The organism is Bacillus sp. EB106-02-03-XG38, from assembly GCF_058792175.1.
Map to the genome: position 1 here is coordinate 721093 of NZ_JBYTED010000002.1, position 16733 is coordinate 737825.

The window sequence follows — 16733 nt, forward strand, 5'->3', positions numbered from 1 at the left end:
TGTCTTTTTTGTGGAGAAACAGTTTAAAAACTAAAAGAACCTCAATAAATGAGGTTCAAAAAATCTACTATTTTAAATTGCCTTCATAAAAAGCAACGCCATTTTGAACATGTTTTAAATACCATGTAATCGTCCCGCCACAAACATTTTCAGTAAAACTATTAGCATATACTCCATTTGAGTAATAAAGAGTTCTTTTGAATTTACCATTAGAATACTCATAAGGAATTGAGCATTTTGCTTGTTTCGGAGAGTTCACAGCTTTTTGCGTATCAGCTGAAGCTGCCCCAATTCCTCCTGTTAATGCAATACCAGTTGCCAATAGCCCTACTACTAATTTCTTGAACATAATAAATCCCCCTTTAATAGTGTTTATAACTTACAACTTAAATGTATCACTTTTGCATTTTATGTAAATATCTTGAATATGTAGAAATATTTATTTAAAATTTGGTAATATTGGGATTTTATTTTATCAAATAGAAAATAAAGGTTGGGTCAAAAATTATGTAACAATGCATAATAAATCAATCAGATATTATGCTATACTCACAAAGAGCTGATACAAAATTTCTTTAGATTGGAAAACTAAAGTCTTATCTACCTAAAAGGAAGGCGCCTAATGGCGTCTTTTCTTTATTTTCAAAAGGACCTGCTCCATTTGTTCTTTAAAACATAAAGTGAATTGAACCCGTTAAAATCAATGGAATGAACCCTAGTTTTCCCCTCTTATCTAAAGGAGGCACTATTGTTATGGGATATGGTGGTAGTTGCGGCGAAGGCTGCGGTTTCGCTGGAGGATTTGCTCTATTAGTTGTACTATTTATTCTATTAATCATTATCGGATGCAGTTGTTTCTGCTAAAAAACTATTAGAAAAGGTACCTATATATAGGTACCTTTTCTTTATGTGCCTTATTCATTATTGGGTTCCAAATTTTTATCACGATTTGATTCGGTTTTTTTATTTTTCGCATTCGTCATACCTCAAATATGAATCGATGTAAGACATGAGGTGTTAACTAAAAGAATTTGGGACCATTTTCTCCCACAAAGGAAATACCTTTTTGAAAACCTCTACCATAGCAGGATCAAATTGTGTACCAGATCCTTCTATAATACGTCTATAAGCTTCTTCAGGAGATAGGGCTGAACGATATGCTCTTGAAGAAGTCATTGCATCAAATGCATCTGCTATTGCAACAATTCTTGCGCATAATGGTATTTGATTTCCTTTTAGTTTTTGAGGATAGCCCTTTCCATCCCATCTTTCATGATGAGAAAGAATTATGTCTTCACTACCTTTTATTAAAGATATATTTTTAAAAACTTCTAATCCTAATCGTGGGTGTGTCTTAATAAGATTATATTCTTCTTCTGTAAGAGAAGATGCTTTCTTTAAAACTTCATCAGGAATACCTATTTTCCCTATATCATGTAATAAACAAATAAAATGAAATTGTTTTAAAGAATTATCCTCATATTCATTTGTTTCTTTAGCAAGAATAGTAGCATAATTTGCTACACGTTCACTATGTCCTTTCGTATATTGATCCTTTAATTCCATTATCCTCATTATCGATAAAGCTGTTTCTTTCATTTGTTTTTCATAGGATACTTTAATTTTTTGTACTAAAAATTTTAATGAAAGAAATACAAATAATGACGTAACAAAAATTGTTAGAAACAATAATATTAATGATATTGGATAGTTAATTTCAAAATAATAAATAGCAATTAAAAATCTACATATCATACAAATAGATACCCATAGAAGATAATGAATACTTAAAAATAAAGGTGCAGAAATTACTAAGAAGCACTCTAAATAAGGGATATGTAAAGAAGCATCTGGATTACGTATAAACATAAGATCGTATGCTAAAAGATACATAATACTTACTCCAAGAAAAATATATTTTGTAAACATTTGTTTATTTATTTTTTGTAAACACTTATTATATAAAATAAATGAAATAAAAATAAATAAAAATACGAGTTCAAATAAAAGTTTCTGTAGTGAAAAATCCTTTCTAAGAATAAAATGTTGATAAATATTATCAAACAAAAGAATACTACAGGGAATCAATAGAAACATTTTTATCGGTTCTTTCGTTTCAATATTTTTAATACCTTTAATCATTTTACACACCGCCAAACCTTTTTAATAAAAAAAATAAGCTCATATAGATATTATTAATAATATCCAAGAATAGATAATAGTGCAAAAAACACCCTTTCTCATAACTTATAAATACGGTACCACCATGATAGGAATGTATAAAAAGATAAATAGGGTTATAGAAAAAGGCGAATTCCTTTTGAAAGTAGGAATTCGCCTTTTTCTTGCTACCGATGATAGGACATTACGTTAATCAACCATGAATAAGTATTCATCACAAAAAATCCACATCTTTGATTATCATTTTAAATAACCCCGTTGTTTTTTCCCCTTTGCTAAGCTCTTTTTTATTACACGGTTCACTTCACTACAATCTCCCTCTATCTCATCAAACTCAAGTGACTTTCTCCACATAAACACATGGACTCAACAAATCACTTTTAACATTTATAAAAAGAAAAGGCCTTTTATTTTAATTAAAAGGTCTTTTCTTTAAATATATTTATTAAGATTTATATTTTTTGACTGTACAAGGAATAGTTACAATGTATAAATCTATAGCATAGATTGTAACCCAAATACCTTTACCTTCAGCCGCTAGCTTTTCATTTAATTGTGATAAATGCTCTGCAACTTTTCTTTTACCCCATTTTCTAGGAAACCATTGAAAAACCTTAGGAACATTATGTTTTTTGTTATACCATACATTCAATCTCCAAAAAATCAAGAAAAATGAGACAATTACTACAATACAAAAAATATCAAAATATGAAATTCCTAAAATCATATAATATATTCTCCATTTCCATTAAAGCTCAGATAATTTTTTCTTATATAAAATCAGAAAAAGGATAGCAGCCTCCCGCCCTCACAATATACAGTTATATACAGCTTATCATACAATTCTATTAGAGGAAATATTATCAAAATACCCTCAAATTATATCTATCTAAAAACAAAATATAGACCTATTCACCTTTACGATACATTTATATGTTACGTTGGATAATTCCTTTTATAAGCCGTTTTTTTGATGCAGATGCTATTATTCTCAATACAATAGAAACAATTATTGGAATATATATAGGAGTAAGAAGATTCCCTCTAGCTTAAGCTAGAGGGGATCTTCTTACTCCTATTTCAAACTTACTCACAATCTCTTCAAACGTATGCGCACCTGCATCTGGATATTCTAAACTTGGTCATAGGACAACGATTACTTTAACAAAAGTTTTCACTAGAAACTTATAGATTATTTAACTGACTCTACTTGTTTTTCTAATTCTCTTCCAAGGAATGTAGCAAGCTCAAGCATACCAAATTGATTCGCTACAGACTCTGCGTCAGAATTATAGTTTGTGTTTGTATTAATATCATACGTATAAATTGTTCCATCCGCACTGCGAATAAATTCAATACCAGCAACGGTAATTTCATTTTCTTTCAAAAACTCTTTGTATTGTTCAATAATTGGCTCGTGGAAGTCTGATATAATTTCAAATTTTGTTGGCGCTTCAGTCTTACTCTCTTCTCCTACTGGGCAGAAAGCATCTTGAATCGAACATGCATCTGCTGGACAAAGTTCAAACCCTTCTGATGTATCTACTTTAACCGCATATACAAACTGACCGCCTACAAACTCACAACGTGTAATATATGGTTCTGGCGCTTCAATATATTGCTGGATTAAAGTGATTCCATCAATGGGTTCTTCAAACGCCGGACCGTCCAAATATTGTTCTAAAGCATCAATGGAATAAAAGAGTTGAACACCAAGGCCTTTACCTGCACGGTTATGCTTTGTAATGAACGGTACTTCTCCTAACTCCCTTGCTGCTTTTACTATATGATCACGGCCAACAGCACCAATTGTTTTCGGCACTTGTATCCCAAATTTTCTTAATGCTGCATATTGATTCAATTTACTTACTTCAAGACGTAAAGCACGAGACCCATTAAATACTGTGCGCCCGTATCCCTCTAGCCAAGCAAGAACTCCTTCAGTCAATTCAGGTGCATATCGATGCCCTCTCGTATGTGAAGAGGCACTCATGCGGCTATAAAAAACACCTTTTGGAGGTTCTTGTTCTAATGAAAGTGTTCCTTCATTTAAAAGCCACTCCTCATACGGTAACTCCAGTTCTTCCAATCTTTTTACTAAATGATTCGTCCATTCCTTATTCTCATGCAATATGTAAATTTTACTCATTTGTAATCAATTCCTTTCTTTTTGCTTCAACTAATGGCATCACTTTTTCAGAAAATCGTTTCATCTCTTCAAGCTGTGGTGAAAATTGTAAAAGCAATAACGTAACACCGACTTCTTCAAAAGCAAGTATTCTTTCTGCAATTTGTTCTGGTGTTCCGATTAAATTAGGACGTAACCCGCGATTCGATACGGAATAATCATTGAGCTTCACTTGCTGTTCCAACTGCGATTTACTCACAAAATCTTGGTAACCCGCGTAACCTAACGCATCATCTTTCACATCCGTTATGCGTCTCCATTCTTCTAACGCCTCTTCTTCTGTATCACGACAAATGACGTAAGCTGCAAGCCCAAATGATTGCAATGGCTCCTCTGTCACTTTCTTTCTACGATTCTTCATATCTTCTATTTTCACAGCTACTTCTTCCACTGTTCCCCCGTGCATTACATATGCATCCGCGTGATTTACAATGACCTCTTTTCCTCGCTCACTCTCACCACCTGCATAAAGCTTGATGCCTTGTTTCTGCACAGGTTTCGGACTTAAATGTGTATGCTGTAGCTCATAAAAATTCCCTTTATAAGAAAACTCTTCTTCTTTCCAAAGCCCCTTCAAAATTGTTACAAATTCCTCTGTGCGATCATATCTTTCATCATGTGCGGTAAATAACCCGCCGTACTGTCTCGCTTCTTCTTCCCACCATGCTGAAACTACATTTAATGTAAAACGACCATTACTTAATTGATCGATATTTGCTGCCATTTTCGCTGTAACTGCTGGATTGTGGAAACCAGGTCTTACAGCTGTCATAATCTCTAATTTATTAGTTACTGCTGCAAGTGCTGCCGCAGTTGTCCACGCTTCTAAACTTGGTGCTGACACACCTTTTATATCATTTAAGTTTAATTCCGCAATAAGTGTTGTTGAAAAACCTAATTGCTCTGCCGCTTGCGCTGTTTGTTTTGCATACTCAAACGTAGGCGGCATAGATTCATCATCCACATTTCGAAGCCATCCTCCAAAAACCGGTAACCAAAAACCATACTCCACTATCTATTCCCCCTTTATGCTTTTAGCCATAAAAAAAGCTACTCTTATCGAAATAAGAGTAGCCTTCTTAACTAAGTGAACCGCTCTTATCTTTCAGGTGTTTTTTCACCTGCAGGATTTGGCACCTTTCGTCTAAAACGAGGTTGCCGAAGTTTCATAGGGCCCGTCCCTCCACTTCTCAACATAAGAATTGTTTGATTTTCATTTATTATAATCATCAGAATAATAAAAATCAATCCTTTAATACTTATTTTTCCGATATACATTAAATGATATGCAGAAAAATCATATTGTTATAGAGATTTATAAGGGTATTATGTTGTTTTGCTTGCGGAATAATAGACACGAAATTTCATGTTACATGCAAATAAACAAGGAACCTATTAGTCGGTTCCTTGTTTATTTAACTAAAGCAAACTTATTTGGAGAAGCCAAATAAAAGTTAAATCAACTCCTATTTAACATTCCCCTTCAGATATATGACAGTAAAGAATACATCATCACGTTGTCAGCAAGCAAAAGTGTATTCTGCATTTCTGAAAACAGTAGATGGCAGATTGTGACCTGCTGAATCTGCTAAAAAAGAATATACAAGAACATCCTTAACATCATCTTTATTTCCACTAATAATAACATCAAGAAAATCTTCTATTTGGAATTCTGGCGTAAACAACACAATCTTAGTTGTTCTGTTTGGTTCTAAAGAAACAAAAGTACGAGAGATTTCAACTAATTCATTTTGAGTTGGAAAAGAAGTGTTTGGACTTCTCTTAACAGTTACCGTTACATTACTAGTATGGCAGCGTGAATCATTGTTTAACATAATGTTGAGAGCAGTTGGAATAATCCCATTTTCAGAAACCGGAACTCGAAACACTCCAGTAGATTTATGAGCCATATAATCACATCCTTTCAAAATAAAATATATTTACAATATATTAGATGCAAAAGATGTTCATTTTGATAGGGACAAATTACTGATATGTGGTACGTATGTGAAGAAATCAAATTGGCAATAGAAATAGACTTTAAACTAGACAAATAAAAGTTGATCGATATTGTTAAAAAACAAAAAAACTCTAACTAATTCGTCATGGCGATTTAGTTAGAGTTTTTTTGTTTGAAGTATTCACGAGTATCTACCCTTATCTTTTCAGGTAAAACAATATCAAGTTCTTGATCTAACCATGCAAGAGTCTTTTTACGAAGAAACTCACGCATGTGTTCTTCTGCTTCAAGCATTACTAAGTTAATTGTACAAGAAGAATTGCTAGGTTCACAAGAATTACAAGCCTCATCTCGATATAATAGACCATTCTGCACAATATTTTTACATTGAAAAATAGGCTTTGGACCTTCGACAGCTTCTATTACATCCCAAAAAGAAATATCTTCTGGAGACTTAGCTAACCTATATCCTCCCTTTACACCTGGGACAGAATTCACAATGTCAGCTTTAGATAATTTACCGAAAACTTTTGAAAGGAATGTTTCAGAAAGTCCTTGAAACTCTGCCAAATCCTTTATTCCAACACTTTCCTTGGAAGGAGTATTAATTAAATAAACTAGGCAATGCAAGGCATATTCAACCCCAACACTATATTGCATATACAAATCACCTGCTTTTTATTTTAAGGGTTATCAAATTGTATCTTAGGACCATTTAGAATTTTAGTCAAATAAAAAAGGGCTCTTTTAGAATAGTATGTATTTCATTTGACAAAAATAATTTCGGAGTTTATATTAAAGACAACATTAATCGACGATTAATGTTGTCTTTAATTGAAACGTAAAAATTTTTAAAAAGGGGAAATACAAATGAACAAAACACTTATTATCAACGCACATCCGAAAGTGGATGATCCATCATCAGTCAGCATTAAGGTTCTTAACCACTTTTTAGTATCTTATAAAGAATTAATTCCTAATAATGAAACGATTGAACAGATTAATTTATACGATGATGTAGTACCAATGATAGATAAAACTGTTTTAAGCGCATGGGAAAAGCAAGGAAATGGACAAAAGTTAACTGATGAAGAACAAAAAGTAACAGAGCGTATGTCCGAGATTTTACAACAATTTAAAAGTGCAAATACGTATGTTATCGTATTACCTTTGCACAACTTTAATATTCCATCAAAGTTAAAAGATTACATGGACAATATCATGATTGCACGTGAAACATTTAAATATACTGAAACTGGATCAGTCGGATTACTTAAAGATGGAAGAAGAATGCTTGTTATACAAGCAAGTGGAGGAATTTATACAAATGATGATTGGTATACAGAAGTGGAATACTCTCATAAATATTTAAAAGCAATGTTTAATTTCCTTGGTATTGAAGATTATCAAATCGTTCGTGCCCAAGGAACAGCAGTACTAGATCCAAATGAAGTATTACAAAATGCGTATAAAGAAGTTGAAGAGGCGGCTTCTAGGTTGGCTAACAAATAAATTTTTTCACTGGAAGAATGATGGTTATAAATAAAGAACCCCTCCACCACAAGGCAGAGGGGACTTTCCTATTCCTATTTCAAACTACCCGCAATCTCCGTAAAGATAACTCCAAGTGCATGTGCACCTGCATCTGGATAGCCTAAGCTTCTTTCACCAACTGTACCAGCGCGGCCCATGCGAGCTACGATTTCTTTCGTATACTCTGCTCCTTTAACCGCTGCTTCTGCACCTTTTTCGAAGGCAGTTTTCATGTCTTCTTCGTTTGCAGCGCTAGCTAGCCAAGAGTCTACACATGGAGCAAGTGCGTCAACAAGTGTTTTGTCACCAACTACTGCTCCTCTACCGAACGATCTTTCACCAATAGATTGTATACCTTGAAGAGCTGCTTGCAACATTTCAGCGAATTCTTTCACTGTTAACTCACGCTTCTCGCCTGCTGCTTTACTAGCTGCGCGGAATGCTCCGCCCCAAATTGGACCTGATGCGCCGCCGCAATGCTCCATAATAATCATCGAACAACCGTCAAGGAACGATCCGATCGTTACATTCTCTTGATCTACAATAGAATGCCACTCACGTTTTAATTGCTTAAATCCTTTTGCTACACTCATTCCGAAATCGCCGTCACCTGCATGTGTGTCTAACTCACAGAACGGTACTTCATTTTTAATAATAACGTCGCTCATTTTATCAACGAGATAAATCATGTTGTTTAATGTGATGACATTATTTTTAATAACAGCATGCTCTTCTGCCGTTTCTAGTTCAAAGGAAACTTCCTTCTCTTCTGTATCTTCAAGCACATTCACGTACTCTACACTTTCAACTGGTCCATCTACTTTAAACGCTGGTGTATTACATTCTTTTGATAGTAATGTTTTTAACTCATCATCTAATTTCATTACAGTTAAAGACATACCAGCCATATCGATACTCGTCATATAGTTACCGACGAATACTCTATTAATTTTAATGTTTCTTGCAGCTAATTCTCTCGTCACTGCATTATTAAATAAGTAAAGTTCCTGCAGTGGTGTTCCGCCAAAACCGTTAACTAGAAGCGCGATTTCTTCGCCATCTTTTACTCCTAAATCTTTTACAAGATCATTTGTCATACGGTTCGCTAATTCATCTGCTGACAACATTTTTTCACGTTTAATTCCTGGCTCACCGTGAATACCTACGCCGTATTCCATTTCATCTTCCGCAAGTGTGAAAGTAGGTGATCCGCTCGCTGGAACTGTACAAGACGTTAATGCTGAACCGATTGTGCGCACGTTAGCCGCTGCTTTTTCTGCGACAGCTTTTACCGCTCCTAAATCCATACCTACTTCCGCTGCTGCGCCGGCAATTTTATGAACGAGAATAACGCCCGCAACGCCGCGGCGTCCTACTGTATACAAACTATCTTCTACTGCAATATCATCGTCCACTTTTACGTAGTCGACTTCAATTCCATCTTCAGTCGCTAAATGCGCACCGTTTTTGAAATTCATAATATCGCCGCTGTAATTTTTAATAATTAATAACGTACCTTTTTTACTAGCTGTCTCTTTAATTGCTTGATACACCTGAATTTGTGAAGGCGAAGCAAACACATCTCCGCACACTGCCGCATCTAACATTCCTTTTCCGACTAGTCCTGCATGCGCTGGCTCATGACCACTCCCGCCGCCACTAATTAATGTTACTTTATTTTCGTTCATTTCTTTCTTCTTAATGACTTTATATTTTTTCAAAAGCTCAAGCTCTGGGTGCGCCATAACCATTCCGTTGCACATTTCCATTACTAATGTTTCTGGTTTGTTTATAATCTTTTTCATTGTGATTCTCCCTCAATTCCTTTAATATATTGTGATATATTTGAAATCTTCTTCTTACTACTCATGTTAAAATGAAAGCGTTTTATAGTAAACGGACAAAATGGACAATCTGTCTAAAGACACCGCTCTCATTTCTCGGTAGGATTTTCATATTAATAACATTCTAGGGATGATTCACATGACCTCTTCTATAATTTCTAAAAAGATAATCGCGAACTCATTGAAGTATTTAATGGAAACAGAGTCATTTCATAAAATATCAGTAAGCGATATTATGTTACACTGTCAAATGCGTAGGCAAACTTTTTATTATCATTTTAAAGATAAATTTGAACTATTAAGCTGGATTTATAGGGAAGAAACGAAAGAAAACATCATCGACTTTCTCGACTATGAAACGTGGGAAAACATTTTCGATTTATTATTTGATTACTTTTATGAAAATCAAAAATTTTACCGAAATGCTTTTAAAGTCATTGAACAAAACTCGTTTAATCACTATTTATTTGAGCATACGAAAAACTTATATATGAAGATTATTGATGAACTATCTGTGAGCTGCGGATTCAGCCTTTCTGATGAGACAAAAAATACGATTGCCTCCTTTTATAGTCACGGCTTCGTTGGAACGATAAAAGATTGGATTGAAAGCAAGTGCGAAGTAGATCCGTCCATTATGTCTTCTCTCATGAAAAATATGATAAACAATCAATTACTACTATTACTGGAACAATCAGCAAAGTAATTAAAGGGTGGCAAAAGCAATGAAAAAGATTATGAATGATGTACAACATATCGTTCAAGATATGTTGCATGGCTTTTATTTTGAACATAACGACAAAGTAAATTACGACGAAACAAATAACATCATTTATGTAAAAGGTATCGAAAAACTGAAGCAAAACGTTGTTATCATAAGCGGTGGTGGTAGCGGACATGAGCCTGCTGATATTGGTTATGTAGGAAAAGGAATGCTTACGGCGGCAGTAAACGGAAGCATCTTCACTCCGCCAACAGTGGAACAAATTGTCGCAGCAACTCGCCTCATACCAAAAGATAAAAGCATTTTATTCATCATCAAAAACTTTAAAGATGACGTAGCAAATTTTCTAGCTGCAGAACAAATTACCAAAGAAGAAGGAAGACAAATTGACCATATCATCGTAAATGACGATGTTTCAATTGAAGATGATGCTTCTTTTAATAAAAGAAGACGCGGCGTCGCTGGTACTGTTTTCGTTCAAAAAATATTAGGTGCGGCCGCTCTTGAAAGTCATTCTTTAGAAGAACTGACTGCAATCGGCCGTTCTATCACTGAAAACTTACACACATTAGGAGTCGCCCTTTCACCTGCCAACGATCCAGTGAAAGGACAAGCTTCATTCACATTAAACGAAGATGAAGTCTTTTACGGCGTCGGTATTCATGGCGAAAAAGGTTACCGTAAAGAAGCGCTATCCTCTTCTGAAATATTAGCGATTGAACTGATGAACAAACTAAAAAGTATTTACCGCTGGAGAAAAGGTGACAACTTCGCCATTCTCATTAATGGACTCGGTGCGACACCATTAATGGAACAATACATTTTCGCAAATGACATTCGCCGTTTATGCGAGCTGGAAGGATTACAGATTACATTCGTAAAAGTCGGTACCCTTCTAACTTCTTTAGATATGAAAGGTGTTTCGCTTAGTTTGCTTAAAGTAGAGGATTTGGATTGGGTGAAGTGGTTGAAAGAAAATACGGAAACTGCTAGTTGGTAATAGAAATAAAGTGAAACTTTAATCAGCCCTCACCAATCGGGCTTTTACGGGCAGACCGACCCTCACCTTGAAATGAACTTTTAGATAACTCAACATAACAAGCAAAAAGTCCCTTCAAAGTTAAAGGGACTTTTTAGTATGTAGAAATTAGCCTAAACCTAAGATTACATCTCTTGAAAGGGGGCATTTTTATGTTATTCAGGTTTATTGAGGAGCTTTTGTTTGAAGCAACTTTAACCCCATACCAATAAAAATCAGTCCTGTTATCTTATTTAGAATCATTCCTACCTTTTGGTTTCCTCTTAATTTTTTTGTACCATATGAAGAGAAATAAGCAACAAATAAACACCATAATAGTCCAGTTACTGTAAAAGTAAGTCCTAAGATGATAAAAGGCATAGGACCTGAAGCCTTTGTATCTATAAATTGCGGAAGAAACGCAATAAAGAATAAAGAGACTTTTGGATTCGTAAGACTTGTTAAAAGCCCTTGTATATATATCTTTCTAATGTTTAATTTATTGGATGAAGCTTGGAAATCTACATTTGTCTTATCAAGTATCATTTTAATCCCTAAATATACAAGATAGATAACACCTATAACCTTAATGATGTTAAATAGCACAATGGATTTTGTAAGTATAATAGATAAACCAAAAGCAACCAACAACGTATGAACTAAAGAACCAGTAATAATACCAAAAACAGAATACACACCTGCTTTTCTACCTTGTGAAATACTTCTCCCCACAATATACATGGTGTCCGCACCAGGAATTAAATTCAATAAAATTCCTGTTAGTAAAAACACTTCATAATTAATAATACCGTACATTTTAGCACCTCTATCTATTTTTTTGGTGCCCTTATTGATATTAAATTAAACAAACGAAAAAAGAAAGTATTTTCTATTTATTCAATAAAGTTAGTGGATTTTTGATTTACAACCAATCATGCTTTTACGGGCAGCCCAACCCCGACCTAACTTCTTTTCTTTCGCTGAATTTTGAGGTAGGGATCTTACTGCCCAGCAAATAGCGGGATAAAGTGAAACTTTAATCAGTGGGGGTTTTCTTCATCCCCCACTGATTATTAGTTGAACCAATCGGACTTTTATGGGCAGTTGATCCCCTACCTAACTTCTTCACTTTCGCTGAATTTTGAGGTGGGGTCTTACTGCCCATTAAAGCGGGATAAACGAAATCGCACAAGGGCATAATCACCTCACTGAAGGATGACAGGTCTTCCAAATAAAGCTGGATGATAAATGAACATCGCACCTACAAATGAACATACTAGACAAAAAACAGCCTCGTATTTTATGACTACAGGAGAGTTCGTATCAAGCTTTTTTTCCGCTCTTTTCAATATCAATTTAAATAACGCTGTATATAATATTTTATATAAGACATACCCAATAATTGCCCCAAGGGTATTCGTAAATAAATCATCAATATCCGTAATTCTATTATTTAATAATTGATTTAACTCAATTGCCAATGAAAAAAAGAATCCCGCGCATACGGTGTTTTTCATTTTTCTAAACTGCGGCCAAATAGTCGGTAGTAAAAAACCGAACGGCATAAACAGTACAATGTTTAAAAGATACGTCGTACTACCTGCCGTATCAAATAGAGTCAAATTAATTTGATTTACACGAATCCACGTTTCATATCTACTTATATCCCATACAGTCGCGATTTGCGTCACCTTATACACGAGCGAAAGGTAGAACAGAAAAACATATACCCATAGAAAATGCCGAATAGATATAGTTCTTTTCGCTTTAAAATAACATCCAATTTGAAATACAATACAAAACATAATTGTAAAAAAATAAGTATACAAATAACTCATCAAAACTTCTGTATGCATGTGGAATCCCCTAACTTTACATTTTCATCTATTATTTAAGAACATAGTTTAAGAACTGGTACTTTGTTCATATATTTAATCTTCTACTTTGTCTTCGGATATCGGGGATATATTAAAAATAAAAAATTCCCACTCCTTCATTTTCAGTCTCCTCCTTGATGTAACTTGTTTATAGGATAAGGAAAACTTTTAAAATAAAAAGTGGGGTAAATATAAAATTTTTCTTAAAATTTATGTTGGGTTTTATTATTGCTCTTCTTAATAATCCGCTATTCATTGTTAGGAAACAGTATGCTTAAACTTAGTTTTCACTCTATTCCTTCGCATCCCTCATACTGTAATACCCCAAATTAATAATAACCAAGAAGTACCCACTCATAATTCCAGCAGCAAATGTCCACATGTACTCACGGTGTTCAATTTCATACATAATAATCGCACCGAGTATGGCAGCTGCGAACCGATTTATCATTCCAAGCATCGGTGCTTTTTCTTTTTTTACGATGCTATTTCCGAACTTTTCGATACGTCTTCCTAAAATCCAGGCGCAGTACATACTAACTAAAAGGCCGATGCTTATCCCTACAAACTGGGCTCGAAAAGGTGTCATCAACCATCCCAGTAACATCACGCCTAGCAAACAATATATTTGTATGTTGAATGATCTTAATGCCATACGAATCATGTTATGCTCCTTATCTTTCCTATTAATCCCATCTTTCGGACTTCAAGCTTTCCGATATATCTTTTTTAAAATGGGGGAATTTGATTTTGCTCACCATTAAATAAGCAAGTACGCATGTGCCAAATGCCACGGAAACTGGGTTATTTAAGAGGCATAAAATGAGGAGACACATTGCCGCAAATGGAATGGGCATTCCGATGAATGTTGGGAGTTTGCTTTGTACTGTATTAAATCTAGCAAGCCGCAGCATTCCGCAAATACTATACGCGAGCGCACATATCATCCCGATCGATTGCAAATCTTTTAAAGCGACACTATAGGCAAGAATAGATGGTGCCACACCGAAAGTCACTAAGTCCGCAAATGAGTCTAGCTCTCCGCCTATTTCCGAAACAGCATCAAGTTTCCGAGCGACCATACCATCAAACAGATCAAATACCATACCTGTAATAATGAACATAACTGCACCATACATATCGTGAACGAAAACAGCGTGAATAGCCAAAAGCCCACACACAAAGTTTGCTATCGTAAGCATATTCGGTATGTAACTCATCACACGCTTCTCCTCCTTTCTACTAATTGCTTCTTCCCGGGTTTTACTCATTAGACTCAAGATCCTTCTGCTTTTCTTCCAATATCACTTTATTTATTTTTGTTAACGTATCAGTCATTTGTTGCAAAGCTTCGATATCAATTTTTGAGAAATATTTCTCGATTAATACATCATCTAACTTCGACAATTGCTCCATATACTTACTACCGTTTGGACCAAGTGTAAGGAAATACTCCCTTTTATTATTCGGATTAACTTGTTTTGAAATCATCTGTTGCTTTTCCAATTTCGATAAAACTTGGCTCACCGCACTTTTCGTTATATTAAACGTACTCGCAATGTTATTTGCTGTTGTGTTTTCATTTAAATGAATATGAAATAGCATGCTCTCTTGCTGCCCAGTAAGACCGAACTCATCCTTTAAATCTTGAAATAGTAAAATGTAGAGTTCCGTGTAGGCTCGATTCATTTCATTAATTACTTCTTTATATGATCTCGTCATAGCGTTCTTCCTCCATGCTGTTATTTCGTTTTTTAATAGTTTAGTTCACTTAACTAAACTATATTATACCTTTATGTTTGTGTAAAGGGAAATATCGCTCCATGCTTTATTCACAATGAAAAAGAAGACATCCATTAAGATGTCTCCTTTTCATACTTAAGACTCCAAACTCTTACCGTTCGTCTTAATTACTTCTTTATACCAATCGAAGCTTTTCTTCTTCGATCTTTTTAATGAACCTTTTCCTTCATTATCTTTATCAACGTATATATATCCGTAACGTTTTTTCATTTCTCCAGTAGAAGCACTTACAAGGTCAATTGGGCCCCAGCTTGTATATCCGATAATATCTACTCCATCTTGAATCGCTTCGGACATTTCAATCATATGCTTCTCTAGGTAATCAATACGGTATTCATCATTCACTTCATCTTCACCATTTAATTGATCGATTGCACCGAGACCATTTTCAACAACAAATAACGGTTTTTGGTAACGATCGTACAGTTGGTTCGCTGTAATACGGAAGCCTTTCGGATCAATCGTCCATCCCCACTCTGATTTTTCAAGATACGGATTTTCAACAGAACCGAATACATTCCCGCTCGTTATGCTTTTTAACACTTCTGGATCTGTGCTTGTTGCTCGGCTTGAATAGTAGCTAAAGCCAATATAATCAACCGTATGCTCTTTTAAAATTTCCTCGTCTTCTTTTTCCATTTCAATTGCTAAATTGTTATCTTTAAAGAAGCGTTTTGCGTATCCAGGATATGCTCCTCTTGCTTGTACATCTATGAAGAAGAATGATTCACGGTCTTGTTCCATTGCACGAAGTACGTCATCTGGATTACATGTGTACGGATATGTCGCACCTGCCGCAAGCATACAACCGATTTTTGCATCTGGAATGATTTCATGACACGCTTTTACAGCTAACGCACTTGCAACAAGTTGGTGATGCGCTGCTTGATACTGAATTTGTTTTTTATTATCCCCTTCTTTAAACGCTAGACCTGCTCCCATGAAAGGTAAATGTAAAAGCATATTAATTTCATTAAACGTCATCCAATATTTCACTTTATCTTTATATCTATTAAAAATCGTTTTTGCGTACGTCTCGAAGAAGTTTACAAGCTTTCTACTTCTCCAGCTTCCATACTTTTCTACTAAATGAACAGGTACATCGAAGTGAGCCATCGTAACAACTGGTTCAATACCGTGCTTTAACAGTTCATCAAACAAATTATCATAAAACAGTAATCCTGCTTCATTTGGCTTTTCATCTTCACCACTTGGGAAAATACGCGTCCACGCAATAGATACACGTAACGCTTTAAATCCCATTTCTGCAAATAGAGCGATATCTTCTTTATAACGATGATAAAAATCAATCGCTTCATGTGACGGGTAAAACTCTCCTTCTACTGGTGTAAAGGAATGAATATTTCCTTTCATAATATCCCAACGATTTTCACCAGTTGGTAATAGATCAACCGTCGTTAATCCTTTTCCGTCTTCTACATATGCTCCTTCAACTTGATTGGCTGCAGTTGCTCCACCCCATAAAAATCCTTTTGGAAAATTAACTTTAGACATATAGAAAAACTCCTTTATATAAGAATGAACGAGGAAAGCTATTGTAAGTTTTAAAGAATACCTTTCTTCGTTTGAACCTGTATGAAATGT

General features: G+C 34.8%; 18 protein-coding genes and 1 riboswitch. Of the genes, 4 read left to right on the forward strand and 14 right to left on the reverse strand.

Features of this window, described 5'->3' with window-relative positions; genetic code table 11:
• Positions 1 to 67 precede the first annotated feature (67 nt).
• A complete protein-coding gene (locus tag AC3WTI_RS13125; RefSeq protein WP_087957579.1) occupies positions 68 to 349 on the reverse strand; it encodes an LCI fold-containing protein in 282 nt (93 codons plus the stop codon).
• A gap of 404 nt (positions 350 to 753) precedes the next feature.
• Between AC3WTI_RS13125 and AC3WTI_RS13130 the strand changes: the two genes are divergently transcribed.
• Entirely contained in the window at positions 754 to 864 is a 111-nt protein-coding gene (locus AC3WTI_RS13130) for a YjcZ family sporulation protein (protein ID WP_000540371.1), read from the forward strand.
• Positions 865 to 1017: 153 nt separating this feature from the next.
• On the opposite strand, the gene AC3WTI_RS13135 is transcribed toward AC3WTI_RS13130, so the two are convergent.
• The 6 genes from AC3WTI_RS13135 to AC3WTI_RS13160 form a co-directional block, all read right to left on the reverse strand.
• Complete coding sequence (locus tag AC3WTI_RS13135) at positions 1018 to 2142, reverse strand: HD-GYP domain-containing protein (RefSeq protein WP_253621512.1); 1125 nt, start codon at positions 2140 to 2142, stop codon at positions 1018 to 1020.
• A gap of 484 nt (positions 2143 to 2626) precedes the next feature.
• Complete coding sequence (locus AC3WTI_RS13140) at positions 2627 to 2908, reverse strand: hypothetical protein (protein ID WP_087957577.1); 282 nt, start codon at positions 2906 to 2908, stop codon at positions 2627 to 2629.
• A gap of 465 nt (positions 2909 to 3373) precedes the next feature.
• The gene (locus AC3WTI_RS13145; protein ID WP_097840728.1) at positions 3374 to 4330 is read right to left on the reverse strand and encodes an ATP-grasp domain-containing protein; all 957 of its coding nucleotides are present in this window, start codon (positions 4328 to 4330) and stop codon (positions 3374 to 3376) included.
• Positions 4323 to 5381, reverse strand: a complete 1059-nt coding sequence (locus tag AC3WTI_RS13150) for an LLM class flavin-dependent oxidoreductase (RefSeq protein WP_253621511.1) — start codon at positions 5379 to 5381, stop codon at positions 4323 to 4325. Before AC3WTI_RS13150 ends, AC3WTI_RS13145 begins: the two co-directional genes overlap by 8 nt.
• A gap of 83 nt (positions 5382 to 5464) precedes the next feature.
• Positions 5465 to 5571, reverse strand: a riboswitch (SAM riboswitch).
• Positions 5572 to 5889: 318 nt separating this feature from the next.
• Positions 5890 to 6279, reverse strand: a complete 390-nt coding sequence (locus AC3WTI_RS13155) for a hypothetical protein (RefSeq protein WP_029437700.1) — start codon at positions 6277 to 6279, stop codon at positions 5890 to 5892.
• Positions 6280 to 6482: 203 nt separating this feature from the next.
• A complete protein-coding gene (locus tag AC3WTI_RS13160) occupies positions 6483 to 6989 on the reverse strand; it encodes an RrF2 family transcriptional regulator (RefSeq protein WP_087957574.1) in 507 nt (168 codons plus the stop codon).
• A gap of 210 nt (positions 6990 to 7199) precedes the next feature.
• On the opposite strand from AC3WTI_RS13160, the gene AC3WTI_RS13165 reads away from it, so the two are divergent.
• The gene (locus tag AC3WTI_RS13165) at positions 7200 to 7841 is read left to right on the forward strand and encodes an FMN-dependent NADH-azoreductase (RefSeq protein ID WP_098275738.1); all 642 of its coding nucleotides are present in this window, start codon (positions 7200 to 7202) and stop codon (positions 7839 to 7841) included.
• Between the two features lie 74 nt (positions 7842 to 7915).
• Here the strand turns inward: AC3WTI_RS13165 and dhaK are convergent, their stop codons facing one another.
• Positions 7916 to 9667, reverse strand: coding sequence for a dihydroxyacetone kinase subunit DhaK (gene dhaK / locus AC3WTI_RS13170; RefSeq protein ID WP_253621510.1), 1752 nt, complete (start codon positions 9665 to 9667; stop codon positions 7916 to 7918).
• Between the two features lie 178 nt (positions 9668 to 9845).
• Here dhaK and dhaS point away from each other — a divergent pair, with 178 nt between their 5' ends.
• Together dhaS and dhaQ are read left to right on the forward strand one after the other, a co-directional pair.
• Entirely contained in the window at positions 9846 to 10412 is a 567-nt protein-coding gene (gene dhaS / locus AC3WTI_RS13175; RefSeq protein WP_000204220.1) for a dihydroxyacetone kinase transcriptional activator DhaS, read from the forward strand.
• Between the two features lie 19 nt (positions 10413 to 10431).
• Positions 10432 to 11430 carry a DhaKLM operon coactivator DhaQ gene (gene dhaQ, locus AC3WTI_RS13180; RefSeq protein ID WP_253621509.1) on the forward strand — a complete coding sequence of 333 codons (999 nt, stop codon included), beginning with the start codon at positions 10432 to 10434 and terminating at the stop codon, positions 11428 to 11430.
• Between the two features lie 204 nt (positions 11431 to 11634).
• Here the strand turns inward: dhaQ and AC3WTI_RS13185 are convergent, their stop codons facing one another.
• The 6 genes from AC3WTI_RS13185 to AC3WTI_RS13210 form a co-directional block, all read right to left on the reverse strand.
• Positions 11635 to 12264: a LysE family translocator gene (locus tag AC3WTI_RS13185; RefSeq protein ID WP_144488364.1), complete on the reverse strand. Its 630-nt coding sequence runs from the start codon at positions 12262 to 12264 to the stop codon at positions 11635 to 11637.
• A 389-nt stretch (positions 12265 to 12653) separates the two neighbouring features.
• Positions 12654 to 13304 carry a VanZ family protein gene (locus AC3WTI_RS13190; RefSeq protein ID WP_097840921.1) on the reverse strand — a complete coding sequence of 217 codons (651 nt, stop codon included), beginning with the start codon at positions 13302 to 13304 and terminating at the stop codon, positions 12654 to 12656.
• A gap of 313 nt (positions 13305 to 13617) precedes the next feature.
• Positions 13618 to 13989 (reverse strand): ATP synthase subunit I, encoded by a 372-nt coding sequence (locus tag AC3WTI_RS13195; RefSeq protein WP_098903328.1) that lies wholly within the window; start codon positions 13987 to 13989, stop codon positions 13618 to 13620.
• 22 nt (positions 13990 to 14011) lie between these two features.
• A complete protein-coding gene (gene pssA, locus AC3WTI_RS13200; RefSeq protein ID WP_253621508.1) occupies positions 14012 to 14596 on the reverse strand; it encodes a CDP-diacylglycerol--serine O-phosphatidyltransferase in 585 nt (194 codons plus the stop codon).
• On the reverse strand, positions 14589 to 15047 hold the full coding sequence (locus AC3WTI_RS13205; RefSeq protein WP_098346322.1) for a MarR family winged helix-turn-helix transcriptional regulator: 459 nt from the start codon (positions 15045 to 15047) through the stop codon (positions 14589 to 14591). The genes pssA and AC3WTI_RS13205 overlap by 8 nt, the downstream gene beginning before the upstream one ends.
• 156 nt (positions 15048 to 15203) lie before the next feature.
• The gene (locus AC3WTI_RS13210) at positions 15204 to 16643 is read right to left on the reverse strand and encodes a 6-phospho-beta-glucosidase (protein ID WP_098903329.1); all 1440 of its coding nucleotides are present in this window, start codon (positions 16641 to 16643) and stop codon (positions 15204 to 15206) included.
• Positions 16644 to 16733: the final 90 nt, after the last annotated feature.

What these genes read in the sequence shown, in the direction of transcription:
- dhaK (WP_253621510.1), bottom strand. Translation starts at nt 9,667, where the DNA reads ATGAAAAAGATTATAAACAAACCAGAAACATTAGTAATGGAAATGTGC.
- AC3WTI_RS13195 (WP_098903328.1), bottom strand. Translation starts at nt 13,989, where the DNA reads ATGATTCGTATGGCATTAAGATCATTCAACATACAAATATATTGTTTG.
- pssA (WP_253621508.1), bottom strand. Translation starts at nt 14,596, where the DNA reads ATGAGTAAAACCCGGGAAGAAGCAATTAGTAGAAAGGAGGAGAAGCGT.
- AC3WTI_RS13155 (WP_029437700.1), bottom strand. Translation starts at nt 6,279, where the DNA reads ATGGCTCATAAATCTACTGGAGTGTTTCGAGTTCCGGTTTCTGAAAAT.
- AC3WTI_RS13185 (WP_144488364.1), bottom strand. Translation starts at nt 12,264, where the DNA reads ATGTACGGTATTATTAATTATGAAGTGTTTTTACTAACAGGAATTTTA.
- AC3WTI_RS13205 (WP_098346322.1), bottom strand. Translation starts at nt 15,047, where the DNA reads ATGACGAGATCATATAAAGAAGTAATTAATGAAATGAATCGAGCCTAC.
- AC3WTI_RS13190 (WP_097840921.1), bottom strand. Translation starts at nt 13,304, where the DNA reads ATGCATACAGAAGTTTTGATGAGTTATTTGTATACTTATTTTTTTACA.
- AC3WTI_RS13160 (WP_087957574.1), bottom strand. Translation starts at nt 6,989, where the DNA reads ATGCAATATAGTGTTGGGGTTGAATATGCCTTGCATTGCCTAGTTTAT.
- dhaS (WP_000204220.1), top strand. Translation starts at nt 9,846, where the DNA reads ATGACCTCTTCTATAATTTCTAAAAAGATAATCGCGAACTCATTGAAG.
- AC3WTI_RS13140 (WP_087957577.1), bottom strand. Translation starts at nt 2,908, where the DNA reads ATGATTTTAGGAATTTCATATTTTGATATTTTTTGTATTGTAGTAATT.
- AC3WTI_RS13145 (WP_097840728.1), bottom strand. Translation starts at nt 4,330, where the DNA reads ATGAGTAAAATTTACATATTGCATGAGAATAAGGAATGGACGAATCAT.
- AC3WTI_RS13135 (WP_253621512.1), bottom strand. Translation starts at nt 2,142, where the DNA reads ATGATTAAAGGTATTAAAAATATTGAAACGAAAGAACCGATAAAAATG.
- dhaQ (WP_253621509.1), top strand. Translation starts at nt 10,432, where the DNA reads ATGAAAAAGATTATGAATGATGTACAACATATCGTTCAAGATATGTTG.
- AC3WTI_RS13125 (WP_087957579.1), bottom strand. Translation starts at nt 349, where the DNA reads ATGTTCAAGAAATTAGTAGTAGGGCTATTGGCAACTGGTATTGCATTA.
- AC3WTI_RS13130 (WP_000540371.1), top strand. Translation starts at nt 754, where the DNA reads ATGGGATATGGTGGTAGTTGCGGCGAAGGCTGCGGTTTCGCTGGAGGA.
- AC3WTI_RS13165 (WP_098275738.1), top strand. Translation starts at nt 7,200, where the DNA reads ATGAACAAAACACTTATTATCAACGCACATCCGAAAGTGGATGATCCA.
- AC3WTI_RS13210 (WP_098903329.1), bottom strand. Translation starts at nt 16,643, where the DNA reads ATGTCTAAAGTTAATTTTCCAAAAGGATTTTTATGGGGTGGAGCAACT.